The organism is Ferrimonas pelagia (assembly GCF_039543565.1).
Classification (GTDB): Bacteria; Pseudomonadota; Gammaproteobacteria; order Enterobacterales; family Shewanellaceae; genus Ferrimonas; species Ferrimonas pelagia.
This window is the reverse complement of record NZ_BAABJZ010000006.1, coordinates 1-24,626: the sequence shown is the minus strand read 5'-3', so window position 1 is coordinate 24,626 and position 24,626 is coordinate 1. Positions and strand designations below refer to the sequence as shown.

At 57.8% G+C, this 24,626-nt stretch carries 24 protein-coding genes; 8 read left to right on the top strand and 16 right to left on the bottom strand.

Translation table 11 applies throughout. The features are described from left to right. Positions 1-723 carry a PilW family protein gene (locus tag ABEA08_RS01970; RefSeq protein WP_345332763.1) on the bottom strand — a complete coding sequence of 241 codons (723 nt, stop codon included), beginning with the start codon at positions 721-723 and terminating at the stop codon, positions 1-3. Beyond that, positions 711-1,280 (bottom strand): pilus assembly FimT family protein, encoded by a 570-nt coding sequence (locus ABEA08_RS01965; RefSeq protein ID WP_345332761.1) that lies wholly within the window; start codon positions 1,278-1,280, stop codon positions 711-713. Before ABEA08_RS01965 ends, ABEA08_RS01970 begins: the two co-directional genes overlap by 13 nt. A 143-nt stretch (positions 1,281-1,423) precedes the next feature. On the opposite strand from ABEA08_RS01965, the gene ABEA08_RS01960 reads away from it, so the two are divergent. Then, positions 1,424-1,816, top strand: a complete 393-nt coding sequence (locus tag ABEA08_RS01960; protein ID WP_345332759.1) for a type IV pilin protein — start codon at positions 1,424-1,426, stop codon at positions 1,814-1,816. A gap of 53 nt (positions 1,817-1,869) precedes the next feature. Here the strand turns inward: ABEA08_RS01960 and ispH are convergent, their stop codons facing one another. The 6 genes from ispH to murJ form a co-directional block, all read right to left on the bottom strand. Further along, complete coding sequence (ispH, locus tag ABEA08_RS01955) at positions 1,870-2,799, bottom strand: 4-hydroxy-3-methylbut-2-enyl diphosphate reductase (RefSeq protein WP_345332757.1); 930 nt, start codon at positions 2,797-2,799, stop codon at positions 1,870-1,872. Then, positions 2,799-3,248, bottom strand: a complete 450-nt coding sequence (fkpB, locus tag ABEA08_RS01950) for an FKBP-type peptidyl-prolyl cis-trans isomerase (protein WP_345332754.1) — start codon at positions 3,246-3,248, stop codon at positions 2,799-2,801. The genes ispH and fkpB overlap by 1 nt, the downstream gene beginning before the upstream one ends. Next, positions 3,245-3,793, bottom strand: a complete 549-nt coding sequence (lspA, locus tag ABEA08_RS01945; RefSeq protein ID WP_345332751.1) for a signal peptidase II — start codon at positions 3,791-3,793, stop codon at positions 3,245-3,247. The genes fkpB and lspA overlap by 4 nt, the downstream gene beginning before the upstream one ends. After that, positions 3,786-6,608, bottom strand: coding sequence for an isoleucine--tRNA ligase (gene ileS / locus ABEA08_RS01940; RefSeq protein WP_345332749.1), 2,823 nt, complete (start codon positions 6,606-6,608; stop codon positions 3,786-3,788). Before ileS ends, lspA begins: the two co-directional genes overlap by 8 nt. 21 nt (positions 6,609-6,629) lie before the next feature. Then, positions 6,630-7,571: a bifunctional riboflavin kinase/FAD synthetase gene (gene ribF, locus ABEA08_RS01935; RefSeq protein WP_345332746.1), complete on the bottom strand. Its 942-nt coding sequence runs from the start codon at positions 7,569-7,571 to the stop codon at positions 6,630-6,632. A gap of 61 nt (positions 7,572-7,632) precedes the next feature. After that, on the bottom strand, positions 7,633-9,189 hold the full coding sequence (murJ, locus tag ABEA08_RS01930; protein WP_345332743.1) for a murein biosynthesis integral membrane protein MurJ: 1,557 nt from the start codon (positions 9,187-9,189) through the stop codon (positions 7,633-7,635). A gap of 271 nt (positions 9,190-9,460) precedes the next feature. Here murJ and rpsT point away from each other — a divergent pair, with 271 nt between their 5' ends. Next, entirely contained in the window at positions 9,461-9,721 is a 261-nt protein-coding gene (gene rpsT, locus ABEA08_RS01925; RefSeq protein WP_345332740.1) for a 30S ribosomal protein S20, read from the top strand. Positions 9,722-9,923: 202 nt separating this feature from the next. Continuing rightward, entirely contained in the window at positions 9,924-11,318 is a 1,395-nt protein-coding gene (locus tag ABEA08_RS01920) for a M28 family peptidase (protein ID WP_345332738.1), read from the top strand. A 76-nt stretch (positions 11,319-11,394) separates the two neighbouring features. Here the strand turns inward: ABEA08_RS01920 and ABEA08_RS01915 are convergent, their stop codons facing one another. From ABEA08_RS01915 to ABEA08_RS01900, 4 genes are all read right to left on the bottom strand, one after another. Beyond that, positions 11,395-11,883: a GNAT family N-acetyltransferase gene (locus tag ABEA08_RS01915; RefSeq protein ID WP_345332736.1), complete on the bottom strand. Its 489-nt coding sequence runs from the start codon at positions 11,881-11,883 to the stop codon at positions 11,395-11,397. Between the two features lie 176 nt (positions 11,884-12,059). Further along, positions 12,060-12,440, bottom strand: coding sequence for a hypothetical protein (locus ABEA08_RS01910; RefSeq protein WP_345332734.1), 381 nt, complete (start codon positions 12,438-12,440; stop codon positions 12,060-12,062). Positions 12,441-12,453: 13 nt separating this feature from the next. Beyond that, entirely contained in the window at positions 12,454-13,230 is a 777-nt protein-coding gene (gene yaaA / locus ABEA08_RS01905; protein ID WP_345332731.1) for a peroxide stress protein YaaA, read from the bottom strand. 145 nt (positions 13,231-13,375) lie between these two features. Beyond that, the gene (locus tag ABEA08_RS01900) at positions 13,376-14,824 is read right to left on the bottom strand and encodes an alanine/glycine:cation symporter family protein (protein WP_345332728.1); all 1,449 of its coding nucleotides are present in this window, start codon (positions 14,822-14,824) and stop codon (positions 13,376-13,378) included. A gap of 465 nt (positions 14,825-15,289) precedes the next feature. Between ABEA08_RS01900 and ABEA08_RS01895 the strand changes: the two genes are divergently transcribed. From ABEA08_RS01895 to ABEA08_RS01880, 4 genes are all read left to right on the top strand, one after another. Further along, complete coding sequence (locus tag ABEA08_RS01895; RefSeq protein WP_345332725.1) at positions 15,290-16,288, top strand: OmpA family protein; 999 nt, start codon at positions 15,290-15,292, stop codon at positions 16,286-16,288. Between the two features lie 150 nt (positions 16,289-16,438). Then, positions 16,439-17,395, top strand: coding sequence for a transaldolase (tal, locus tag ABEA08_RS01890; protein WP_345332722.1), 957 nt, complete (start codon positions 16,439-16,441; stop codon positions 17,393-17,395). Positions 17,396-17,449: 54 nt separating this feature from the next. Further along, complete coding sequence (gene pgi / locus ABEA08_RS01885) at positions 17,450-19,099, top strand: glucose-6-phosphate isomerase (RefSeq protein WP_345332719.1); 1,650 nt, start codon at positions 17,450-17,452, stop codon at positions 19,097-19,099. Between the two features lie 101 nt (positions 19,100-19,200). Next, entirely contained in the window at positions 19,201-19,383 is a 183-nt protein-coding gene (locus ABEA08_RS01880) for a DUF3545 family protein (RefSeq protein ID WP_345332716.1), read from the top strand. 59 nt (positions 19,384-19,442) lie between these two features. Here the strand turns inward: ABEA08_RS01880 and ABEA08_RS01875 are convergent, their stop codons facing one another. Next, positions 19,443-19,994, bottom strand: coding sequence for a hemerythrin domain-containing protein (locus ABEA08_RS01875; RefSeq protein WP_345332714.1), 552 nt, complete (start codon positions 19,992-19,994; stop codon positions 19,443-19,445). Between the two features lie 88 nt (positions 19,995-20,082). Next, complete coding sequence (gene ung / locus ABEA08_RS01870) at positions 20,083-20,775, bottom strand: uracil-DNA glycosylase (RefSeq protein ID WP_345332712.1); 693 nt, start codon at positions 20,773-20,775, stop codon at positions 20,083-20,085. Between the two features lie 162 nt (positions 20,776-20,937). On the opposite strand from ung, the gene nfo reads away from it, so the two are divergent. Beyond that, on the top strand, positions 20,938-21,807 hold the full coding sequence (gene nfo, locus ABEA08_RS01865; protein ID WP_345332709.1) for a deoxyribonuclease IV: 870 nt from the start codon (positions 20,938-20,940) through the stop codon (positions 21,805-21,807). Positions 21,808-23,437: 1,630 nt separating this feature from the next. Here nfo and ABEA08_RS01860 read toward each other — a convergent pair. Further along, a complete protein-coding gene (locus tag ABEA08_RS01860) occupies positions 23,438-23,962 on the bottom strand; it encodes an HIRAN domain-containing protein (protein WP_345332706.1) in 525 nt (174 codons plus the stop codon). Between the two features lie 7 nt (positions 23,963-23,969). Beyond that, positions 23,970-24,164 (bottom strand): hypothetical protein, encoded by a 195-nt coding sequence (locus ABEA08_RS01855; RefSeq protein ID WP_345332703.1) that lies wholly within the window; start codon positions 24,162-24,164, stop codon positions 23,970-23,972. Positions 24,165-24,626 lie beyond the last annotated feature (462 nt).

The window sequence follows — 24,626 nt, the reverse complement described above, 5'->3', positions numbered from 1 at the left end:
CTATACGCCACTTAAGGCATCACTGCGCAATCGAACCCGTTGCGTCAACGCCAGCGCCGCCTGGGCTCGATTGGCCGGATGAGCCACCAGTCGGATCTCAACGGTTCTGCGCAACTGATTGGTGCCCCCAGTGATGGCGGGATCCAAGGTGAACTCTAGCACCGTCACCTCGATATCCGGCGAGGTGATCGCCTCCCAGCTGCCCGCGGCACAACTGGGATCGACCCCGCTCCAACTGCCACGCTCAACCGTCTGCGAAGCGGCGTTATAGCGATAGCCGACCGGCGCATCACTGACGTTCGGATCCGCCGCCACACTCAAGTTTCCGCGCAGAATAATGCAGGTATAGGGGCCACCATCGGCATGGCTTCCCACCGTCCCCGTAGTCGCCGCCGTCGCCAGGATATCCAGATCCTGCGGGGTCCAGGAGATCACCCCGCCACTGCTGATCGCCGTCAGCGGGATAAACTCGTACCCACTACTCTCGTTGTCCTCATAGTGCGTGAGCGCCTCACTGTCGTAGCCAGTACGGCGCAGATCCCGCGCCATCGTCGTCATCAGGGTTTGCAACTCCTGATTGAGTCGAGATACCTCTAAGGTCACGCCATTGGTTTGAATGCTGGCACTGAAAAAGCCAAGCACACCCGAGACCACCAGCAATCCCAACACCATGGCCACCATCAACTCAACCAAAGAGAAACCGGTTTGATCTACAGCGCGCATTCGGACTCCTCGCAGCGATTGACACCCAACAAACCGTCGCGATCAGATGGGGTGCAGATCTTGACCTGACCGAGCGCTCGACTCACCACACAAACGCTTTTACTGTCCGACAGGATCAACTCCCCGGCACCGGCCGTTAACCCGGCTCGCCGGTTGGTCACCTGAAGCACATTGCTGGCGTAATCGTGGCTGAGGCTCAACTCCGGATAGCCCTCACTGTCGATCCCACGCACGCCGCCATCGCCCTCGATCGCACAGGCCGAACTTTGTTTATCACAGCTGACGCAGGTCGATGGCGTATCCGTCACCCGCACACACCAGTTACCGCTACTCGGGGTGATGAACTTGATGCTGAGCGTATCGAGATCCCGCTTAAGTGCCTCACTCTTACCTAAGTGAACCGTCTCAAGCAGCTGAAACGCCGCACCACGCAGAGCAAGCTGCTGACGCAGCTCAAGAAAGGAGGGAACACCGACCGCGAGTAACAGGGTCGCGACCGCCAAAGCGATCAGCAGCTCTATCAAGGTAAAACCATTGCGGGTCGCATTGACGTCCATATCGCCATCCTAGAGGGGGCACCGAGCCATCCGGAAAAGTGAATTAGTGTTATTGTTCTCGAGATTAACTTACACTTCAGAATACAAGGTTAGAACGAAAAAACCCCACGAGCAAAACACGTTACCTAACAAGGAGTGTTGCTATGAGGCCTACCGCTGCCACTTCCGGCTTTACCCTGATCGAAGTGATGATCACCGTCGCCATCATCGCCATCCTCGCAGGGATCGCGTACCCCTCCTATCAAGATCAAGTGCGCTCCAGCCGACGGGTCGCCGCGATGGAAACCCTGATCAAGATGCAGCTGGCGCAAGAGGAGTATCACCTGGAAAACGGCCAGTATGGCAGCGCCACCGATCTGGGCAGCTATGTCTTAGATCACTACAGCGTCAGCGTCACCACCAGCACCAGTGGCTATACCCTGAGTGTCACCGCAAAAACGGGCTCCAGCCAGGTCAAAGACAGCGAAGGTAGCACCAGCTGCGCCACACTCAAGCTGGATCAAAACGATGCTCAGACGCCAGCTGAGTGCTGGTAAAAACAAAAACGCCACCCGTTTGGGTGGCGTTTTTCATTGCAACTCTGTCCGGCTTAACGCAGCTCGGCAGGAACGTGGAACACCACGTTCTCCTCGCGCCCGGCCGCTTCCTCAACGGTAGCAACGCCCTGCGCCTTGAGCGCATCGATTACCCCTTGCACCAGCACCTCAGGCGCCGATGCGCCCGCGGTAACGCCGATGGTCGAAGCGTTTTCCAACCATTGGGCACGAATGTCCTCGGCGCCGTCGATCAGATATGCCTGGGTGCCCGACTTCTGCGCCAGCTCACGCAGTCGATTGGAGTTAGAGGAGTTCTTAGAGCCCACCACCAACACCAAGTCACTCCGCTGCGCCAACTCACGCACCGCATCCTGCCGGTTTTGGGTGGCGTAACAGATATCATCCTTACGCGGCCCCTCCACCTGAGGAAAACGCACCTTCAGCGCCGCGATAACCTCGGCGGTATCGTCCATCGACAAGGTCGTCTGAGTCACAAAGGTCAGGTTAGCCTCATCCTTCACCACCAATTGGGCCACATCCTCCGGCGACTCCACCAGGTAGATCCCACCGGTGTCGCTGTTGTATTGCCCCATGGTGCCTTCCACCTCAGGGTGGCCGGCATGACCGATCAGCACACACTCGGTGCCTTTACGGCTGGCTCGGGTGACTTGCATATGCACCTTGGTGACCAAGGGACAGGTCGCATCAAACACCTTGAGGCCACGCTGCTTCGCCTCTTCTCGCACCGCTTGGCTCACGCCGTGGGCCGAAAAGATCACAATGCTGTTGTCCGGCACCTGCTCCAACTCGTCGACGAACACCGCGCCGCGCTGACGCAAGCCATCGACCACGTAGCGGTTGTGCACCACCTCGTGTCGCACATAGATGGGCTTTTCAAACAGCTCCAGCGCGCGTTCAACGATGCTGATCGCCCGATCAACCCCAGCGCAAAAGCCGCGCGGATTCGCCATCAAAACCTTCATCATGACTCCTTGACGAGCACGTCGAGGATCTCCACATCGAAGATCACCGTCTGTCCGGCCAGTGGGTGGTTGAAATCGACCGTCACCGAATCGCCTTCCACCGCACGGATCACGCCCGGATACTGGTTACCATCAGCGGCGGTAAACGCCATGATGGTGCCCTCGGACAGATCCGCATCGGCGGCAAACTGGGTGCGATCCATGTGCTTGACGTTATCAGGGTTGGACAAGCCAAAGGCCTGATCCGGATCCAGCATAAAGCGCTTCTTCTCACCCTTTTTCATGCCAAGCAGTGCCACTTCCATCGCCCCGCTCAGGCTGCCATCACCCATGGTCAGGCGAGCGGGCTTACCGTGGGCGCGCGTGCTGTCGGCGACCGTGCCATCAGTCAGCTCGACATTAAAGTGCATAAAGATCTGGGCGCCTGGCCCGACTACGACATCACTCATTTCGCTTGTTTCCCTTGCTCAGACTGCTTCGCTTGACCGTCTTTGGGTTGCAAAAAAGCGTCCAGGATCATCAGACCGGCACCAATGCAGATGGCACTGTCCGCAATGTTAAACGCTGGAAAGTGCCAGTTACCGACATAGAAGTCGATGAAATCCACCACATAGCCGTAAGCCACACGATCGATCAAGTTGCCAATCGCCCCGCCGAGGATCAAAGCGTAAGCGTTATTGAGCAGGCGGTTATCGGCACGCTCGGCGCGTAACATAGCCACCAATCCGATAGAGATCACAGTGGCAAACACCGCAAAACCCCAACGCTGCCAACCACCGGCATCCGCCAGGAAACTGAACGCCGCGCCCTCGTTGTGGATATAAAAGATGTTCAGGTACGGCATCACCGGAACGGCTTCCATATAGGTCAACGAGGTTTTGGCCCAGATCTTGGTCACCTGATCCAGGATCAGCGCGATCGCGCTGACCCAGATCCAAACGCAGCCACTTTGCATCCATGCGGCAGGACGCTTCGCCCAGGCTTCCTTAAGCATATTGGCGTGCTTCCCCGTCGCCATCGATGTTGGTGACACAGCGACCACACAGGGTTGGGTGTGCTTCGATGCTGCCAACATCGGAGCGGTGGTGCCAGCAACGCTCGCACTTAACCGCTTCGGTCGGAACCAGCTTCACCAACAAGCCCTCGATCTCGGTGCCCTTGGCGCCATCGGCATCGGCCAGTGACTTCACTGTAACGTTGGAGGTGATCAGCGCAAAGCGCAGCTCCTCGCCCAACTGCTCCAGCAGAGCTTTGAGCTCGCCATCGGCGTACAGGGTCACATCCGCCGCCAGACGATTCTTGATGCCATCGGCCTTGGCTTGTTCCAACTGCTTGTTCAGCTCGGCCAAAACGTCAACCAACTGCTGCCACTGCGCGTCGGACAGCGCGGCATTGTCGCCCATTGGCGCCAGACCGTCATACCAGAACTCAGTGAAGACAAACTCGCCGTGCTCGCCTGGCAACTCGTTCCAGATCTCATCGGCGGTAAAGCTCATGATCGGCGCCATCCAGCGCACCATCGCTTCGGTGATCAGGAACAGCGCACTCTGACAGGAGCGGCGGGCATGGCCGTCGCCTTTGGCGGTGTACTGGCGATCTTTAATGATGTCCAGGTAGAAGCTGCCCAGCTCAACCGAGCAGAACTGCATCAGACGCTGGGTCACGCCGTGGAAGTTGTACTCATCATAAGCGGCAACGATCTCTTCTTGCAGCGCGTGGGCACGGGCAACCACCCAGCGATCCAGCGCCACCATGTCATCCAGCTCAACCATATCGGTGGCCGGGTTGAAGCCACTCATGTTGGCCAACAGGAAGCGAGAGGTATTGCGGATCCGGCGGTACGCGTCGGCGCTGCGCTTGAGGATCTCGTCGGACACGGTCATCTCATTGGTGTAATCGGTCGAGGCCACCCACAGACGCAGGATATCGGCGCCCAGCTTGTTCACCACCTGCTGCGGGCTCATCACGTTACCGATGGACTTGGACATCTTGCGGCCCTTGCCATCCACGGTAAAGCCATGGGTCAGCACCTGACGGTACGGGGCTTTATCTTTCATCGCCGTCGCGGAGATCAAAGAGGACATGAACCAACCACGGTGCTGATCCGAGCCTTCCAGATACAAGTCCGCCTGGAAACCGCGGAACTCTTCGCGCGCATCCACCACCGAGTGGTGAGTCACGCCGGAATCGAACCACACATCCAAGGTATCGGTCACTTTGCTGTAGTGCTCGGCTTCCTCACCCAGCAGTTCGCTGCTGTCCAGATCCCACCAAGCCTGAATGCCATCCTGCTCGACGCGCTTGGCCACTTCTTCCATCAGCGCAACGCTGCGTGGGTGCAGGGCTTGGGTCTCGTTGTGTACGAACAGAGCGATAGGCACGCCCCAGGTACGCTGACGGGAGATACACCAATCCGGGCGGTTGGCCACCATGGTGTCGATCCGGGCCTGACCCCATTCTGGGATCCACTGCACCTTCTCGATCTCCTCACGGGAGCGGGCACGCAATGACGCCTGATCCATCGAGATAAACCACTGCGGTGTGGCACGGAAGATGATTGGGGTCTTGTGGCGCCAGCAATGTGGGTAGCTGTGACGCAGCGCTTCGTGGTGCAGCAGCGCGCCTTTTTCTTGCAGGACTTCAACGATAGGGCCGTTGGCCTTAAACACGTGCTGACCGGCAAACAATGGGGTGTCTGGCAGGTAAACGCCGTTGTTACCTACAGGGTTGGCCACTTCCAGGTTGTACTGGTTGCCCACCACGAAATCTTCCTGGCCGTGGCCAGGGGCGGTGTGGACACAACCGGTACCAGACTCGGTAGTGACGTGATCGCCCAGCACCACTGGCACCAGCATGTCGTAGAACGGGTGCTGGAACTGCTGCAGCTCCAACGCCTTGCCCTGACAGTAACCCAGGTTATGGAACTGCTCGATACCGGCACGATCCATCACATCTTTCACCAGATCGGCGGCCAAAATGAGGCGCTCAGGCTGCTCGCCTTCCACCTGAACCAGGGCGTACTGCACACTCTCGTGCAGCGCGATACCGCGGTTGGCTGGCAGGGTCCACGGGGTCGTGGTCCAGATCACCGCAGAGATCGGGCCTTGACCCTGATGGCCTTCGGCGCAATCAAACTTATCGGCGACCAGCTTGGCATCGTCCGCTTTGAAGCGCACATCGATGGCGGGCGAGGTCTTGTCCTCATATTCCACCTCGGCTTCGGCCAGGGCAGAACCACAATCTGTACACCAGTGCACCGGCTTGGCGCCCTTGTGCAGGTGGCCGTTATCGATGATCTTGGCCAGCGAGCGGATGATGTTGGCTTCGGTGTCAAAATCCATGGTCAAGTAAGGCTTATCCCACTCACCCAGCACACCCAGACGGATAAAGTCGGCCTTTTGACCCTCTACCTGCGTCTTGGCGTACTCACGACACTTCTGACGGAACTCAGCCGCGGAGACCTTGTGGCCCGGCTTGCCGACCTTCTTCTCGACCTTCAGCTCGATAGGCAGACCGTGGCAATCCCAGCCTGGGATGTACGGCGCATCAAAGCCAGACAAGGTCTTGGCCTTAATGATGATGTCCTTGATGATCTTATTCACCGAGTGACCAATGTGGATATCACCGTTCGCGTACGGAGGGCCGTCGTGCAGAATAAACGGCTTGGCCCCCTGACGGCTGGCACGGATGGCTTTGTACAAAGCCTTCTCATCCCAGTTTTTGAGCATTTCAGGTTCACGCTTGGCCAAGTTACCGCGCATCGGGAACTCGGTTTCAGGCAGATTCAGAGTTGTTTTGTAATCAACCATTTAGGACACACCATCCGGAAATCAAACTGTTACTTTCGCATCTGCGAGCCGCACTCGGGCTTCTATCGCATCCGCCTGGATCTGGGCCTTCAACGCCTCAAGAGAGGCGAAGGCTTGTTCGTCCCGCAGCCAGCTCACGAGCTCAACCTGCAGGTGCTGACCGTATAGATCAGCATTAAAATCAAAAATATGCACCTCTAGCCGGCATTGAATGCCCGCCAGAGTCGGGCGTCGACCCACATTGGCCACGCCCAAATGTTCCACACCGTCCTCGGTCCGTACCCGCACCGCAAACACACCGCGTACCGGTACCACCTTGCGTTTCAACAACACATTGGCGGTGGGAAAATCGATGGTTCGGCCCAGCTTATCACCGTGCGCGACCCGACCACTGATCCGATAGGGATACCCCAGCATCCCGGCCGCCGCCGTCAAGTCACCTTGCGCCAACGCTTGGCGGATCAGGGTACTGGAGATCCGCGCCTCGCCATGCAGGCAACTGGCGGTGTCCTGCAGGGCAAAACCGTATTGCTCTGCGGCCGCTTCCAGCATGGCGTAATTCCCCTGGCGGGCCCGACCAAAGCAAAAGTCGTCTCCTACCACCAGGTAACGCACGCCGAGCTTGTCGACCAATAAGCGCCGGATAAACTCGCCGGGATCCTGATCGGCAAACGCCTGATCGAACCGAATGCACAGCACGCGTGCGACGCCCAGCTCAGCCAGACGCGCTAATTTATCGCGCAGCAGGCTCAAACGGGCCGCCGCCTGCTCACCCCGGAAAAACTCCTGCGGCTGCGGCTCAAACACCATCACGGTTGCCGGCACCCCATACGCTTCGGCCACCGCGACCAAACGTCGGATCACCGCCGCATGGCCTAAATGAACCCCGTCGAAATTCCCGATCGTCAGAACACATCCATGATGTGCATCGGACAGGTTGTGAACACCTCTGATCAACTCCATGGATCAACAGCCCGTCTTTGCATTGAAAATCGCCGGATTATACCCCAGCTGAGGGGCAGTTTCATGCGCTCTTTAATTGGCCCGGTCGGATCCCCAGAGCCAGCAGCGTCAGCAGATAGACTAAGGCCCCTAAGCCAATGAAACCAAAGAGATTGACAACCTGCTGAGGCAGCGACCAAGCCAGCCACTGCGCCTCGTCGGGACACAACCACAATAAACTGGCGGCCATTGCCACGCCGGCCAACGCCATCTTGATGATCATCACCCGACTGCTGGGCGCTAAGCGAAATACCTGCTGCGTCCGCAAGCCGCGATACAGCAGGAAGGCATTGAGCGTCGCGGACGCGGAGGTCGCCAGCGCTAAGCCGACATAACCAAACGGGATCGCCAACACCACATTAAAGCCCATGTTCGCCACCATCGCGATGATGCCGTAGCGCACCGGCGTTTTGGTATCCTGCCGGGCGAAATAACCCGGTGCCAACACCTTCACCAACATAAAGCTGAGCAGGCCAGAAGCGTAAGCCAGCAAACTCATCGCCGCCATTTGCGTGTCCGCCAGGCTAAAGGCACCGCGCATAAACAGCACCATCAACATCGGTTGCGCCAACACCATCAGGCCCAACATGGCCGGAATGCCCACCAGCAGCACCGAGCGCACCCCCCAGTCCAGGGTGCTGGCAAACTGGGTCGGATCATCATTGGCGTGGCGACGGGACAGCGCAGGCAGGATCACCGTGGCTATCGCAATACCAAACAAGCCCAGCGGAAACTCCAGTAAGCGATCAGAGTAATAGAGCCAACTGATGGAGCCGGTCATCAAGAAACTGGCAATAAAGGTGTCAAACAGCAGGTTGATCTGGCTGACCGACACACCGAACATCGCCGGGATCATTAAGGTGCGGATCTTGGTCACGCCGGGATGATGCCAGCCCCAACGCGGGCGCACCAAGGTATGGGTCTGCAGCAAAAACGGGATCTGAAACAGAAACTGGATCATCCCCCCCAGGAACACGCCCCAGGCCAAGCCCAACTCAGGCTGCGCCAACTGCGGCGACAACCACAACGCACAGGCAATAATGGCGATGTTCAAAAACACCGGGGTAAACGCCGCCACGGCGAAGCGGCCCAAGGTATTGAGGATCGCCCCGGCCAGTGCGGTAAAGGTGATAAACCACAGATAGGGGAAGGTGATCTTCAACATCAGCGCGGCCAGCAGAAATTTCTCCCCTTCCGGCTCGCCGCCTAAATAGGCCACAAACCAGCCAGTGCCAAACAGCGCCGCCAGAACCGGGGAGCCAATGACCCCCAATAAGGTCACCCCGGTGACAATCAACCCCAAGGTACCACTGACCCGCGCGATCAACTGCTGCACCTCGGTGTGATCCTGTTTCTGCTGGTACTCAGTCAGCACAGGTACAAAGGCTTGGGCAAACGCCCCCTCAGCAAACAGCCGACGCAGAAAGTTGGGGATCTTGTTGGCCAGGAAAAAAACATCGGCGGCGGCGCCGGCTCCCATCAAGTTGGCCACCACAACGTCGCGCAACAAGCCTAAAACCCGGGAGATCAGCGTCATGGCACTGACTATCATCCCGGAGCGGATCAGTTTTTTGCTCAAAAGTTACCCTGATAATGACAAAGTGGACGGGTCAAACCCGTCTCATTGAAGACTGGACTGCAAAAAAAAACCCGACGGTCTGTCACCGAGGCGGGAATGCTGCTAGAATTTCGCACCATCTTAAACTAGAAGGGTTGTGAAAGGCCAAATTTGGTCTCCAGTTCGTAGAACTGGCGCTTATTTGCTCGTCGTCGTTGACAAACTGAGCTTAACTAAGTAAATTCGCGACCCTTGTAAGAATCCAGACTGCACCGTTTTTAGGAGTTTGCACTTGGCTAACATCAAGTCTGCTAAGAAGCGTGCCATCCAGAGTGAGAAGCGTCGTCAGCACAACGCTTCCCGTCGCTCCATGATGCGCACCCTGACCAAAAAAGTAATTGCTGCTATCGCCACTGGCGACAAAGCTGTAGCTACCGAAGCTTTCCAAGCTGCCCAGCCTATCCTGGATCGCATGGCCACCAAAGGCCTGATCCACAAGAACAAAGCTGCTCGTCATAAGAGCCGCTTGGCTGCGCAAATCAAAGCTCTGTAATAGCGCTTTGAACGCAATTGTAAAAACCGACCCTCGGGTCGGTTTTTTTATGCCTGTTTTTCACCGCCGCCGCCCTCTTTTACAACCCCTTACCCTTTTTCGCCCCCGCTCGCGGTCCCAGAGCCCGCTCATCGCTTAAGCAACGCCCACCTTCCTGTTACAGTAGCCCACGATCTGGATCACAATAACAACAGGATGTTTCATGAAGCGCTCCCTTGCCGCCCTCGTGTTGGCGCTGCCCCTGTCGCTCACCGCGGCCCCCTTCTCCGAGCTCACCCTCAGCCACGCAGATAACCTGCGTCAGCACGCCATGCAGAGCGATCACGCCTATCGCGTGGTGGAAAGCCTCACCACCGAGATCGGCCCCCGCCTGCCCGGAACCCACGCCGATCAACGGGCCGTCGATTGGGCCAAGGCACGCTTTGAAGCCATGGGCTTTGATTCTGTTCGGCTGGAGCCCGTCGAAGTGCCCCACTGGGAGCGCGGCTTTGCCGATGCGCGGATCACCCTGCCCTTTCCCCAACCTCTGGTGATCACCGCACTAGGCAACTCCATCGCCACGCCCGACGGCGGGCTCGAAGCGGCCATTATCCGCTTTGCCACCCTGGCCGATCTGGAAGCGGCCGATCCCGCCGCCGTCAAAGGCAAATTCGTCTTTATCGATCATAAAATGGCGCGTTTCAAAGATGGCCGTGGCTACGGCCCCGTGGTCAAAGCGCGCGGCCGGGGCGCCGTCGCAGCCGCGCAGAAAGGGGCCGTGGGCCTGCTGCTGCGCAGCGTTAGTACCAGCGGCCATCGCTTTGCCCATACCGGCGTCATGCGCTACGTCGACGGCGTCACCAAGATCCCCGCCGTCGCCCTGTCCGGCCCCGACGCCGATCAACTGACCCGCATGCTGGCGCTGCAGTCCGACATTCAGGTGAAGCTGGAGTTGGATACGCTCGATCACGGCGTCGCCACCTCCTACAACGTGATCGGCGAGATCCACGGCAGCAGCAAGGCCGATGAGATCGTGCTGATCGGCGCCCATCTCGATTCCTGGGATGAAGGCACCGGCGCACTGGACGACGGCGCCGGCGTCGGGATCGTCACCGCCGCAGCTCAGCACATCCTGGCGCTGGAGCGCCGGCCACAACGCACCCTGCGCGTCGTGCTGTATGCCGCCGAAGAGATCGGCCTGATCGGCGCCAAAGCCTATCGAGACCGGCACAAAGACACCCTGGACAACCACTACATCGCGGCCGAAGCGGATTTTGGCGCTGGCCCCATCTATCGTATCGACTCACGCGTCAATGACAGCGCCCTCAGCGCCTTTACCCTATTGACCGAACAGTTAGCGCCACTGGGGGTGGAACGCGGTCACAACGCCAGCTGGGGCGGCCCAGACGTCTCTGTGCTGCCCGTGCTCGGCGTGCCGGTCGCGGGTCTGGCGATGGATGGCACCGACTACTTCGATTACCACCACACCCCGGATGACACCCTGGATAAGATCAAGCCTGAGGCGATCCAGCAAAGCGCCGCAGTCTACACCCTGTTTGCCTGGCTGATGGCCAACGCCGAAACCGAGCTGCGCCCCATCCCGCTGCCAAGCCAATAAACCCAAAATCCAAAACCCAAAACCCAAAACGCCGGCGCAATGCCGGCGTATTGTTCAGCTAGCAACGAGCACAGCGTCAGAGCGCCTTGACCATATAACAGGCGTCATCCCCATATTCCTTTAAGGACTTTTGGCTCATCATCTGCTCAAACCCCTGCCGCTGCCAGTACGCACTGGCGCCCTGTACAGCAACCAGAGCCATACGCGTATAACCCTCCTGCCGTGCATACTCCGCCAGAGCTTTCAGCACAGAAGCCGCGAGCCCCTGCCCTTGGGCTGCCCGACCGACCGCCATGTCATGCAGATACATCAGCCACTCAACATTTGTCTCGCGCAGCCCCATCTGACCCAGCGGCGGTGGTGCCGACGCCTGCCACGGATGCGCCAAACAGTAACCCACCATCCGCTCATCCAGCCACATGCCCCAGCAGCTCTGCGGCCCCAGCCGTTGCTTATCCTTTAACACAGTCAAAGGCTCAGTAAATGCCGCACCATAGACCTCAGCCTGCAGCAACATCACCTGTTGCCAGTCCTCATCCCGCAGCAATCGCAACTCAACATTCATCGCAGATCCCGCCCAAACACCCTAATTTGCCCAGTGTAGTCAAAGAGACAACCTCTGTGGCGGCTGGCTTTATAGCGCCACAGCACCTGGCCACAAAGCAGAGAGTTCAAACACCGCCTTAGCCGGCCCATGGGTGGGCCCGCTGTGCCGCTTCGCTGGGCAGATCCAAGCACAGCTCAGATCCCGCCGGTGCTTTGTCGCACCACCTGAACCCACCGTTTGCGGGAGAACGCCAGCGACAGCGCATTCGCCCTAACAACGTGGCTGCTCAGAGCTCGGCCATCAGATCGTTCAAGATGACGGATGAGCGGACCAAACAAAGCCCTCAATGTGGCTCTGTTGCGCAGCTCAGGATGGGTAACAAACATCAACAAACCATTGCGCCCCGTGAGCGTGGCATCGCCATGCAACTGCCCATCGCGCCAGACATCAAACAGGCACCGGGCCGCGTTCGCCTGCGCCAACGAGGCCCGGTACCGCTGGGGAGAGAGAGGGCAGCCCGCCGGCTTGGAGAGCGCCGCTAATGTCAGGCGCTCCAACACCCAATAGGCGTCCATGACGCCATCAAACTCAGCGCTGCTCTTCGCGCAAAAACACCAAGGTGTCCTCGGTCGAGTCCGCCTCAGAGAAGCGATACCCTGCGGCATCGAACGCCTCCAGCGCTTTGGGTGACTGGGGCTGCTGCTCAATGATGAAGCGCGCCATCAGGCCACGGGCCTTCTTGGCGTAGAAGCTGATGATCTTGTACTGACCGTTCTTGGCATCCTTAAACACCGGGGTGATGACCCGCCCTTCCAACTCACGCTTCTTCACTGCCTTGAAGTACTCATTGGAGGCCAGATTGATCACCACATTGTCGCCCTGCGCCGCCAGCGCCTGATTGAGCGCCTCGGTGATGATGCTGCCCCAGAAGCTGTAGAGATCCTTACCGCGCCCATTGGCCAGCTTGGTGCCCATCTCCAACCGATACGCCTGGATCAGATCCAGCGGCCTAAGTAGCCCATACAGGCCCGACAAGATGGCCAAGTGCTGCTGAGCATAGGCTAATTGCTCCGGCGTCAGTGTGGCCGCGTCCAGGCCGGCATAGACATCGCCGTTAAAGGCCAATACCGCCTGCTTAGCATTATCCGGCGCAAAAGGGGGCTGCCACTGGGCAAAGCGCGCGGCATTGAGCCCCGCCAGCTTATCCGACAACTTCATCAAGCTGGCCAGATCCGCCGGGGTCAATTGGCGACACGTCGTCATCAGCGCTTCGGCATCGGCCAATAAGGCGGGCTGAGTATACGCATCGACGTGCGCCGGCGTCTCAAAATCCAAATTCTTCGCCGGGGAGATCACCGCCAACATACACAGCTCCTTGCAAGGGTTACATCGAATGAAGCCTCAATATATCAGTGGCACAGACACAAAAAAACCGCGCCACTCGGTAACGAGTGGCGCGGCCTTCGATTGCCCTGTTCGCTAATTCATCGCGAACCTTGGCATATCAGGATCAACGCTCGGAAACCGGCTTGGTTGCCGCGTCTTTCCAAGTATCGCAGTGCAGCTGAGCTTCCAGCGCCGCCACGGTACCCGCGTTGAACTCTGGGGTTTCACCCGCTTCCAGCTGAGCTTCGTAGTCCTTGATGACCGCAATGGCCACCTTAGACAGCATCACCAGCGCCGCAATGTTTACCAGCGCCATCAGGCCCATGGACACGTCAGCAAAGTTCCATACCAGGTTCAGGGAGGCGACAGAGCCTGCCATCACCATGGCCAATACCGCGATGCGGAAGCCGGTCAGAACTGCCTTGCTCTTGGTCAGGAACTTGATGTTGGTTTCTGCGTAGCTGTAGTTCGCAATGATGGAGCTAAAGCAGAACAGGATGATGGCGAAGGCCAGGAAGAAGGACGCCCAAGCACCCAGCTCATTGGTCAGCGCCATCTGCAGCAGACCGATACCGCCTTGACCCTGTGGATCGTCCAGCACGCCGGACAGCAGGATGATGGCCGCAGACGCGGTACAAATAACCAGCGTATCCACAAACACACCGATCATCTGAACAAAGCCCTGAGACGCAGGGTGGTTCGGGTTCGGCGTGGCGGACGCAGCGATGTTGGCCGCAGAGCCCATACCCGCTTCGTTGGAGAACAGACCACGGGCGATACCCGCAGCGATCGCGCCCATGGCGCCGCCAGCGGCTTCTTGCAGACCGAAGGCAGACTTGAAGATCAACGCCAGTGCCGCAGGCACCTCAGTGATGTTCATCACCAGAACAATCACCGCCAGCAGCAGGTATAGAGCCGCCATCACAGGCACGATCAGCTCAGAAGCCTTGGCCACCTTCTTCAGGCCACCGAAGATGATGTAACCGGTCGCAGCAACGATCAGCAAGCCCAAGATGGCTTTGTCGATCCCCATCGCGGTGTTTACTGCGTCGGCGATGGTGTTGGACTGCGCCGCGTTAAAGGCAAAACCAAACGCGATGATCAGCAGTACGGAGAACAGGGAGCCCATCCAGCGCTTACCCAGGCCTTGCTCCATGTAGTAAGCCGGGCCACCGCGGTAGATCCCGTCGTCGCCTTTCACTTTGTAAACCTGAGCCAAGGTCGACTCAATAAAGGCGGTCGCCATACCCAGCAGGGCGATCAACCACATCCAGAAGATGGCGCCAGCGCCACCGACGGTGATGGCCACAGCCACACCCGCCATGTTACCGGTACCCACACGGGCCGCCATCGAGGTACAAAATACCTGGAACGAGGAGATCCCGTCGGTGGTGTTACGGCCTTCCTTTACCAGCTTAACGCCGTGACCGAAGCGACGGAACTGGATGAAACCAGTCAGAACGGTAAACAGCACACCGGCTGCAACCAACACATAGATCAACAAACTGCCCCACAGCAGTCCGTTCATTGCGTCGATGACGGCTTCGATAGGCGCAAAAATAGCTTCTAGCATATTGTCAGTTCTTCTTTAGGGCACTTAAGGAATTGCGTTTACGCCATTCCTTAAGTGGCTGAGTATCAACTTCCATTACCAAACGTGGCCCTTCCTGGGCAGTTACCGGCCATTTATCGCAATATTGTTCTAGTTCGCGACCAAATTCTTAGTCACTCATGCCGGCAACAGGGCGGCACATTAGCATAGAAATTTTTAAATCGCGCATGATCTACATCACAGCAAATCACGCCAATAACAAAACCACCCCCTAAAACACCCCAGCTCAACACAACCCCCCAAAACGTTTGACACCCAAAATCACAAACTGGCCACACTCAATCCCAACCAGGGAAACAACCACACAAAAAAAAGAAACATACGGCAGTACAGCATTCAACTGGCGACCGACCTGCCAGCATCTACGCTTTAGTCAGACGGCAACCTGAGACAAATGCCGCCTAACAACTTCAGGGAGTAGAGACAATGAAATTGAATGCCTGCGCGACCGCCTTAATGGCCACCCTCGTTTTTCCCCTTGCCAGTGCCGACGACACCGCCCCTTGGTATGCCGGTGTCGGCTTTGGCCAAAGCAACTGGAATGGCACCTGCCCCGCCAGCGTCACCGCCGCTCAATGTGACGACACCGATTTTGCCTGGGACCTGTTTGGCGGCTGGCAATTTTCCCGCTTTATCGGCGTCGAGCTGGGCTATACCGATCTGGGTAAGAGCCGCTGGGATAGCCAAGCACTGAGTCGCACCACAGACGGCAGTGGTGTTCGGCTGGCATTAACCGGTCGTGCGCCACTGATGGACAACCTGTTTGTTGTCGCCGAAGCCGGCGGCTTCTGGCACGATTTAAAGATCCGCAATGCCGCAGGCAGCTTCAGCGATGATGAGATCGATCCCTACCTCGGCGCCGGCCTGGACTATCGGGTCAATCAGCAACTGCAACTGGGTGTCCGCTTTCGCCACTTCCATGATATGGAGGTCACCGAGCAGTTCTCCCCCGTCGAAGCCAACTACTGGGGCCTACAATTGAGCTACCACTTTGGCGCCAGCCCAGCACCGGTCGCCGCTGCGGCCGTCGCCCCTGTCGTGGCCCCCGCCAAACCGGCCACCCCGCCTCCGCCGGTGCAACTGCCCGAGCCGGTGGTGATCCCACCCGCCACCACCGTCTACTTCGCCTTCGACTCCGCCGAGCTCAGCGGTGAAGAGCGAGACAAACTCAAGGCGATCGGCCGTTTCATGCAGGAGCAGCCCGACGCCCAAGCCCAGATAATGGGCCATACCGATGGGACGGGCAGCAACGACTACAATATAAAGCTGGGCGAGCGCCGGGCCGACAGCGTCAAACAAGCCCTTCATCACGACTGGCAGATCGACCCCGCTCGGATGAAGACCGGTACCTTAGGCGAGCGTGGCGCCAAACCGGAAGCAAACCGGCCCGACCGTCACGTCACCATCAACGTAACCCTGGAATAGTTACGTCGCGCGAGGAATAACCAAAGCCAACCACCGGTGCCATTATTTTGCGCCGGTGGTTGGCTTTACTGGGTAAATCCCCTTTAATGGGAGGACTTTTACCACCACGCACGACAACTCTGGTTCCTGCTTGTTAATGGAATGACCTTTATGGCCAATGCACTTTCGCAACTCAAATCCCTGACCACGATCGTGGCCGACACCGGCGATATCGAAGCGATCCGTCGTTACCACCCAGAAGACGCCACCACCAACCCCTCGCTGATCCTCAAAGCCGCACAGTTGCCACAATATGCAGAGCTGATCGACGAAGCCGTGGCTTGGGCCAAAGCGCAAAGCGACGAACCCGCTCAGCAACTGGAAGACGCCGCCGACAAACTGGCGGTCAATATCGGCCTGGAGATCCTCAAGATCGTGCCGGGACGGATCTCCACCGAAGTGGACGCCCGCCTGTCGTTCGACACCCAGGCCTCCATCACCAAGGCACGCAAACTGATGCGGCTGTATCAGCAAGCCGGCATTGGCCCGGAGCGGATCCTGATCAAACTGGCCTCCACCTGGGAGGGCATTCGTGCCGCCGAGCAGTTGGAGCAAGAGGGGATCAACTGCAACCTAACCCTGCTGTTCAGCTTTGCCCAGGCCCGCGCCTGTGCCGAAGCCGGCGTGTTCCTGATCTCCCCCTTCGTCGGCCGGATCCTCGACTGGTACAAAAACAAAACCGGCCAGGATTACCAGGGCGCTGACGATCCCGGCGTGATCTCCGTCAGCCAGATCTACCAGTACTACAAGCAGCACGGCTACGACACCGTCGTCATGGGCGCCAGCTTCCGCAACACCGGCGAGATCCTCGCCCTGGCCGGCTGTGATCGCCTAACCATCGGCCCGGGTCTGCTTGAAGACTTGGCCCAAGACAATCGCGAAGTGCGCCGCGCGCTCGAATACACCGGCGAGCTGAAGCCGCGCCCGGCGCCCTTGTCCGAAACTCAGTATCGCTGGGAGATGAACCAAGACGCCATGGCCGTCGAGAAGCTGGCCGAAGGGATCCGCAACTTCGCCATCGATCAGGACAAGCTGGAAGTGATGCTCCGCGAACGCCTCAGCGCCTAAACAAAGCCCAAACCCACCGCCCGGGCCTGCCCGGGCGTTTTTATGGATACCACCATGACCACACCATTGACTCAACAGCCTGCCTGGCAGGCCCTGCTGCAACAACGCCAAGCACTGGAAAGCCAATCCCTGCGTCAGGCCTTTGCCGATGATCCCGACCGCGCCGAGCGCTACCAAGTGCAAGCGGCCGAACTGTTGCTGGACTACTCCAAGAACCGCATCGACGACGCCACCTTAGCCCACTTATTCGATCTGGCCCGCGGCGCCCAGCTGGAGCAGCAGCGCGACGCCATGTTCCGCGGCGACATCATCAACCGCACCGAAGGTCGCGCCGTGCTGCACACCGCCCTGCGCAATAGTCGTCAAGACACGCTCCAGGCCGAAGGCGCCAACGTCATCCCAGAGATCAACCAGACTCTGGCCAAGATGAAAGCCTTTGTCGAAGAGGTGCACAGCGGTCAGCGCACCGGCTACACCGGCAAAGCCTTTACCGACGTCATTGCCATCGGCATTGGTGGCTCCTTCCTCGGCCCCAAAGTGGCCACCGAAGCCCTGCGCCCCTACGCCAAGTCCCTGCGCCTACACTACGTCGCCAATGTCGACGGCACCTCGCTGGTGGAAAAGCTTAAGAAGGTCGATCCAGAGACCACCCTGGTGCTGATGTCCTCTAAGTCCTTTACCACCCAGGAAACCCTGGCCAATACCGAAAGCGCCCGTGACTGGTTCCTGCAAAGCGGCGCCAGCCAACAGGATGTCGCCGCCCACTTTGTCGCCGTCAGCTCCAACGTCCCGGCTGCGGTTGAGTTTGGGATCAGCGCCGACAACATCTTCCCGATGTGGGATTGGGTCGGCGGCCGTTACTCGCTGTGGTCCGCCATCGGCTTGCCGATCGCCTTGGCCGTTGGCTTCGATCACTTCGAGCAGTTGCTGCGCGGCGCCGAAGCGATGGACAGCCACTTCCTAGAAGCCCCACTCGAGCAAAACATGCCAGTGATCATGGGCATGTTGTCACTCTGGTACAGCAACTTCTTCGACGCCCAGAGCCAGGTGATCCTGACCTACGATCATTACCTGCGTGGCCTGCCTGCCTACATCCAACAGCTGGATATGGAAAGCAACGGCAAATCCGTCGATGACGCCGGCAACCCGGTTGCGCACAGCACAGGTCCGGTGATCTGGGGCGGCGAAGGCACCAATGGCCAACACGCCTATCACCAGCTTCTGCACCAAGGCACCGCCATCATTCCTGCGGACTTTATCCTGCCGCTAAGCAGCCATAACCCGCTCGGTCGCCATCACAACATGCTCGCCGCCAACTGTCTGGCCCAAGCCCAGGCGTTGATGCAGGGCAAGAACCTGGACGAAGCCAAGGCGGAGCTCGCCGGCAAAGCGCTGTCCGAGGCCGACCTGGATCGACTCGCCCGTCACAAGGTGATGCCGGGCAATCGCCCGAGCAACACCCTAGTGATGGAGCAGCTCACCCCGGCCACACTGGGCGCGCTGATCGCCCTGTACGAGCACCGTACTTTCGTTCAGGGCGCACTGTGGAACATCAATTCATTTGACCAATGGGGCGTGGAATTAGGCAAGGTTCTGGGTAATGCAGTTCTGGCTGAAATAGAAGCGGAGTCAGCAAGTTATGCTCAAGACAGCTCCACCAATGGACTGATCAAGCTGCTACGCCAAGGCAGCCTTAAAGCGTAATTGATCTCGAGTCACCTTGTAACATTTTTGTTGCACACTCTTTTCCATCTGTGTTACTTAGTCTCTGACAACAGGGAAAACACGTTTTGGGGGAGAGTGTTATGGAACGATTGGATTACGGTTCACCGGAAGGCAGTGTCGTTGAAAAGCCCACCCGTTCGCGCAGCAACAAGAAGCGCAAATGGCGTGAGATAGAAGCGATTAAAGAACGTGCACGCCTGCGCAAAGAGCTGTCCGACATCGACTTCTGCTGTGACTTAGAAAGCGAACTGATGGATTTCTAATGCTCTGCCAACGAAAAACGCCTTGCGATCTCGCAGGGCGTTTTTTATCACGGTAACCCTCACGACTCGTCATCCGCTTCGCTTAAATACGCCCGCAGATCTTCATACTCGCGCTCACCGCCGCCACTGAACAAGGGATCGTCCATCAAGGTATCCGCCACCTGCTGCTGCAGGAGCTGCCAGTCATCCTCCTTCAATTCTTGCTCCAGTTTCGGCAAGACATGCTTCTCTTCCTGCTCCAGGTGACGTCGCTGCTGACCGGCAAAGGTTTTGAGATCGGTGATCAAACGCTCGCGTGGCACCACCGCATCGTTCAGGATCATATTTAGCGTATCCATCAACTGATCGGTGGCGATCCGCAAGGTCTCATGCTCCTGCGCCAATCGATGCACAGTGCCATCCGTCTCACCCACCTTTTCCAGATAATACTGATACAAGATATCTTCCATTGGGTGATGGCTGTTATCGGCGTAACGCTGCAGATAATCGATCACATCTCGGATCAAGGTCAGGCTGACCTCTTCGCCCCGCTCTAATCGACCCGCTTTGCGATCCAGCAAATTCAGCAGCGTCAGGATGTGCGCATGATCGGTATGGATCCTTGCCAGCATATCGTCACCTAATCGTTTTATTTTCGTTGATTAATCATAGTCCTTAAGTGAGGATGCGGTGAGACTGGCTCGAACGCCTTGATCCCGGTCAAACTCCGTTAGGTAAAAACGGCTGCCACTGGATCGGCGTCCGCGCCTGCCGTTGCAGCAGTTCATTCGCCTTAGAGAAGTGGCCACAGCCAAAGAATCCACGATAGGCCGACAACGGTGAGGGATGTGGCGCCTCCAGCACAAAATGACGCGTCCGATCGATCCCCCGCCCCTTCTTCTGCGCATGACTGCCCCACAGCAGAAACACCACCCCCTCACACTCGGCATTGACCAACGCGATCACCCGATCGGTAAACCGCTCCCACCCCAGCTTCGCGTGAGAATGTGCCTGACCCTGTGCCACCGTCAGCACCGTATTGAGCAGCAGCACCCCCTGCTCCGCCCACGACTGCAAGCAGCCGTGCTCCGGCACCACAAAGCCCTCGATATCCGTCGCCAACTCCTTATACATATTGACCAGCGACGGCGGTGTCTTCACCCCCGGCAGCACCGAGAAGCACAAGCCATGGGCCTGATCCGGCCCGTGGTAGGGATCTTGCCCCAAGATCACCACCTTGACCCGCTCCAGCGGCGTGGCGCGAAACGCCTCAAACACCTTGTCCTCAGGCGGGAAGATCGCCTGGCCATCGGCGCGCCACAGGCTCAGCTGCGTCATCATCTGGGTAAAGTAGGGGCTCGCCAGCTCAGCAGCGAGAGGGGATTGCCAGCCGGCAGGAAGAAGATAGGACATAAAAAAGCTCTGCATGGGATCCAACACGGGATCCCGCCAGCATACCCAAGCCCGCCCTGACAGGGAAGTCGAGCGAAAAAGTCGACCCTGCCGATCGGTTCTCTGCGCTTGCCGCCAACGACGCCGCCCCTTACCATCGCCCCGTTCACATCAGGAGAGCCCATGTCCCAAGCCACACGATTTATCGGCGCCCACGTCAGCGCCAGCGGCGGCGTCGAAAACGCCCCGCTCAATGCCGCCAAACTCGGCGCCAACGCCTTCGCCCTGTTCACCAAAAATCAGCGCCGCTGGGAAGCCAAGCCACTGACCGCCAGCAACATCAAACAGTTTCAGGACAACTGCGCCCGCCTCGGCTTCGCCCCGGCGCAGATCCTGCCCCACGACTCCTACCTGATCAACTTAGGCCACCCCGAGCCCGAGGCGCTTGAGCGGTCACGTTTGGCCTTCATCGACGAGATGCAGCGCTGCGAGCAGCTCGGCCTGACCCTGCTCAACTTCCACCCAGGCAGTCACCTGCGCAAGATCAGTGAAGCCGAATGTCTTGCCACCATCGCCGAGTCGATCAACCTGGCGCTGGCCGCCACCGCCGGCGTCACCGCGGTGATCGAGAACACCGCCGGCCAGGGCAGCAACCTGGGTCACAGCTTCGAGCAATTGGCCGCCATCATCGACGGCGTTGAGGACAAGTCCCGCGTCGGCGTCTGCCTGGACACCTGCCACACCTTCGCCGCCGGGTATGATCTCTCAAGCCATGCCGCCGCAGAGGCCACCTTCGCCGAGTTCGATCGCATCGTCGGCCTTGAGTACCTCAAAGGGATGCACCTCAACGGCTCCAAATCCGCGCTGGGCAGCCGGGTGGATAGACACCACTCTTTGATGGAGGGGGAGATGGGCACGGAGGTGTTTGCCTTTTTGATGAACCACCCAGCAACGGTCGGTATTCCAATGGTATTGGAGACCATCGACGACACCCTTTGGGCGGAAGAGATCAACTGGCTTCGTTCTTTGCAGAAGGCTGACGCTGCCGCATAGGTTTCGGTTTGTGCTAACCACACAGGTTGGTGTTGGCGACTGCATCGCGGACGGTTTGGTTTCTGTGCTAGTCGCACGGGCTTGGTGGTGACGGCTGCGCCGTGGACCTACGGCGGTGCCTGTGGTTTTGGCGGTGACGGCTGCGCCGTGGGCCTTCATCGGTGAACCATAATCCGTTGTCGCGTTGGCGACGGCAAGGAGAGGGGCGCTGCCCCTCCCCACTCCCCTTTATCTCCCTTCGTCGCTACGCTCCTCGAAGTCGACGGAGATCAAAAGCAGCGTTGCTGGTAGGTTCCGTGTGCCTGCGCCCGGCTTCATCTTCGCTTACGTCGTGTTCGGGCCGACACGCTTGCTACTCTTTCAAAATCAGCGCTTTGTTTTAACAGCAAAAGCGGCCAGCCGCTTTCAACAAAGCTCCGCCAAGCTCCCGGTCGCCCCTCACCCAACGACACTCAGCGCCGGTCTTGGGGGGAAGTTCAAGGCTAATAAAGCCACATCGCGGTCGTCGAGCGTAGGGCGGCATTAGCCGCGAAGCGAGCGTAATCCGCCATGAGGTGACGCATTGAAATGCGGTCCGTCTTTTCCTTGATATCGCTGCGGCTTAAGTTTTTGCGCTAACCGCACAGGTTAGGTGGTGACGGCTGCGCCGTGGGCCTACGGCGTATTGGTTATTTGGGCGGTGACGGCTGCGCCGTGGGCCTGCATCGGTGAACCATAACCTGTTGTCGCGTTGGCGACGGCAAGGAGAGGGGCGCTGCCCCTCCCCACTCCCCTTTATCTCCCTTCGTCGCTACGCTCCTCGAAGTCGACGGAGATCAAAAGCAGCGTTGCTGGTGCGGTCGCCGTGCCTGCGCCCGGCTTAATCTTCGCTTACGTCGTGTTCGGGCCGACACGCTTGGAGTCGCCCTTTTCCCAGAGCAAAAGCGGCCAGCCGCTTTCGAAAAGGGCTCCACCAAGCTCCCGGTTGTCCCTCACCCAACGACACTCAGCGCCGTTCTTGGTGGGCGTTCAAGGCTGTTTAAGCCACATCGCGGTGGTTGACAGTAGGGCGGCATTAGCCGCGAAGCGAGCGTAATCCGCCATGGTTTGGCGCATTGAAATGCGGTCCGTCTTTTCCTTGAAATCGCTGCGGCTTAAGTTTTTGCGCTAACCGCACAGGTTAGGTGGTGACGGCTGCGCCGTGGGCCTACGGCGTATTGGTTATTTGGGCGGTGACGGCTGCGCCGTGGGCCTTCGGCGGTGCCTGTGGTTTTGGTGATGACGGCTGCGCCGTGGGCCTTCATCGGTGAACCATAACCCGTTGTCGCGTTGGCGACGGCAAGGAGAGGGGCGCTGCCCCTCCCCACTCCCCTTTATCTCCCTTCGTCGCTGCGCTCCTCGAAGTCGACGGAGATCAAAAGCAGCGTTGCTGGTACGGTCTGTGTGCCTGCGCCCGGCTTCATCTTCGCTTACGTCGCGCTCGGGCCGACACGCTTGGAGTCGCCCTTTTCCCAAAGCAAAAGCGGCCAGCCGCTTTCGAAAATGGCTCCGCCAAGCTCCCGGTCGCCCCTCCCCCAACGACACTCAGCGCCGGTCTTGGGGACTAGCAACGAAATAAACGACTTTTAACAAAAGTTCAGGTTACCCCCCACTAGCGCAAAATACTAAACTTCCCGGATTGAAATGGATAGAAGTCCGCGGGCCAGTCACAAGTCATTTCACACAAAATCTTGTACTGCTCAGGAGCATCCGAGTTTACCTTTAACAGCTTCACCTCAATACTATCTCTAACCTCAGTATTATATAAAGCTCTTAAGTCTTCATTCAGATACTTTGGGTAATAGCCAATTTTCACATTACCTTTCACCTTAATGATCGCAACCGCGTTCTTATCACTCCCATTGTCTGATTCAAAATCAAACGTGAGAGCAGAGTCCGAATTAAGGTTAGAAATGTCCTCCTTGGCTAAACTTGACAAGTAAGCGACTCCACTGACAAAGAACTTAATCTTATATTTATGATCGACCGTCTCTGTTGGCAACTTAACGATTCGAAAGTTATCTGTCTTCTTTTCCCCTCCAGAAATACTAAGTAACTCTAGTGGATCATAGTCGGAATAATGCATATCAGACCAATTCAACATTGCAGCAAACTCTGGTCTGCGCTTAGGGATCAACCTATTCCTAAAAAAAAGGAAACAATTCCGAAGACAAATACCCCTTGTTTTTCACCGTCATTCTTGGAAATGCTGGGAAGTCATTATCCCTCGCACCAACAGTATAATTAAAAATATATTTATCATCATTGTGAGTCAGGCAAGCAACCGGCTCCCACATCGTGGTTTTCGGGCTTCTCCAAATAATAAAAACATCACTCATACATTTTCACCTATACTGCTCGCAATAATGGGTTAAGATTTTTCTCGACACTATCTCTCAGACCTAAGATGTTTGCTCTATTATTGAGCAACATTTCAGTGGTAAATCTCTTTGAAATATCATCCATCCTCCCCGACGGCACCATTTCCACAATTGTGCAGAGGTCATCTTCAGATAAACTATCCAATTGTGCAATCCATCGCAATCCAGCAATAGGGTTTAGTATAGCAAAAAATTCAAATGCATCTAGCGTTTTAAGTCTCTTTCCCTTTAGATAAAAATATGACCTCGCTCTTTTTACATAAGTGCAAACTTGCTGTCCAACATCCTTCGATGTCTAAATAACTGATCCTAATTGTGCTCCAGTTTCTGCAATCCATGACCACCACCCGGGAATGGTGAGGCGTTGTTCATGAAGTACTTCACCCGCCTGATTAGTTGCCACATGTGCTTGCACCGATG

Bases quoted from the DNA above. Each gene is read 5' to 3' on its own strand.
- ileS (WP_345332749.1), bottom strand. From the start codon at position 6,608: ATGGTTGATTACAAAACAACTCTGAATCTGCCTGAAACCGAGTTCCCG.
- fkpB (WP_345332754.1), bottom strand. From the start codon at position 3,248: ATGAGTGATGTCGTAGTCGGGCCAGGCGCCCAGATCTTTATGCACTTT.
- pgi (WP_345332719.1), top strand. From the start codon at position 17,450: ATGACCACACCATTGACTCAACAGCCTGCCTGGCAGGCCCTGCTGCAA.
- ABEA08_RS01900 (WP_345332728.1), bottom strand. From the start codon at position 14,824: ATGCTAGAAGCTATTTTTGCGCCTATCGAAGCCGTCATCGACGCAATG.
- lspA (WP_345332751.1), bottom strand. From the start codon at position 3,793: ATGCTTAAGGAAGCCTGGGCGAAGCGTCCTGCCGCATGGATGCAAAGT.
- ABEA08_RS01880 (WP_345332716.1), top strand. From the start codon at position 19,201: ATGGAACGATTGGATTACGGTTCACCGGAAGGCAGTGTCGTTGAAAAG.
- tal (WP_345332722.1), top strand. From the start codon at position 16,439: ATGGCCAATGCACTTTCGCAACTCAAATCCCTGACCACGATCGTGGCC.
- ispH (WP_345332757.1), bottom strand. From the start codon at position 2,799: ATGAAGGTTTTGATGGCGAATCCGCGCGGCTTTTGCGCTGGGGTTGAT.
- ribF (WP_345332746.1), bottom strand. From the start codon at position 7,571: ATGGAGTTGATCAGAGGTGTTCACAACCTGTCCGATGCACATCATGGA.
- ABEA08_RS01970 (WP_345332763.1), bottom strand. From the start codon at position 723: ATGCGCGCTGTAGATCAAACCGGTTTCTCTTTGGTTGAGTTGATGGTG.
- ABEA08_RS01875 (WP_345332714.1), bottom strand. From the start codon at position 19,994: ATGCTGGCAAGGATCCATACCGATCATGCGCACATCCTGACGCTGCTG.
- nfo (WP_345332709.1), top strand. From the start codon at position 20,938: ATGTCCCAAGCCACACGATTTATCGGCGCCCACGTCAGCGCCAGCGGC.
- ABEA08_RS01960 (WP_345332759.1), top strand. From the start codon at position 1,424: ATGAGGCCTACCGCTGCCACTTCCGGCTTTACCCTGATCGAAGTGATG.
- ung (WP_345332712.1), bottom strand. From the start codon at position 20,775: ATGTCCTATCTTCTTCCTGCCGGCTGGCAATCCCCTCTCGCTGCTGAG.
- ABEA08_RS01910 (WP_345332734.1), bottom strand. From the start codon at position 12,440: ATGGACGCCTATTGGGTGTTGGAGCGCCTGACATTAGCGGCGCTCTCC.
- ABEA08_RS01855 (WP_345332703.1), bottom strand. From the start codon at position 24,164: ATGAGTGATGTTTTTATTATTTGGAGAAGCCCGAAAACCACGATGTGG.
- yaaA (WP_345332731.1), bottom strand. From the start codon at position 13,230: ATGTTGGCGGTGATCTCCCCGGCGAAGAATTTGGATTTTGAGACGCCG.
- ABEA08_RS01920 (WP_345332738.1), top strand. From the start codon at position 9,924: ATGAAGCGCTCCCTTGCCGCCCTCGTGTTGGCGCTGCCCCTGTCGCTC.
- ABEA08_RS01915 (WP_345332736.1), bottom strand. From the start codon at position 11,883: ATGAATGTTGAGTTGCGATTGCTGCGGGATGAGGACTGGCAACAGGTG.
- ABEA08_RS01965 (WP_345332761.1), bottom strand. From the start codon at position 1,280: ATGGACGTCAATGCGACCCGCAATGGTTTTACCTTGATAGAGCTGCTG.
- ABEA08_RS01895 (WP_345332725.1), top strand. From the start codon at position 15,290: ATGAAATTGAATGCCTGCGCGACCGCCTTAATGGCCACCCTCGTTTTT.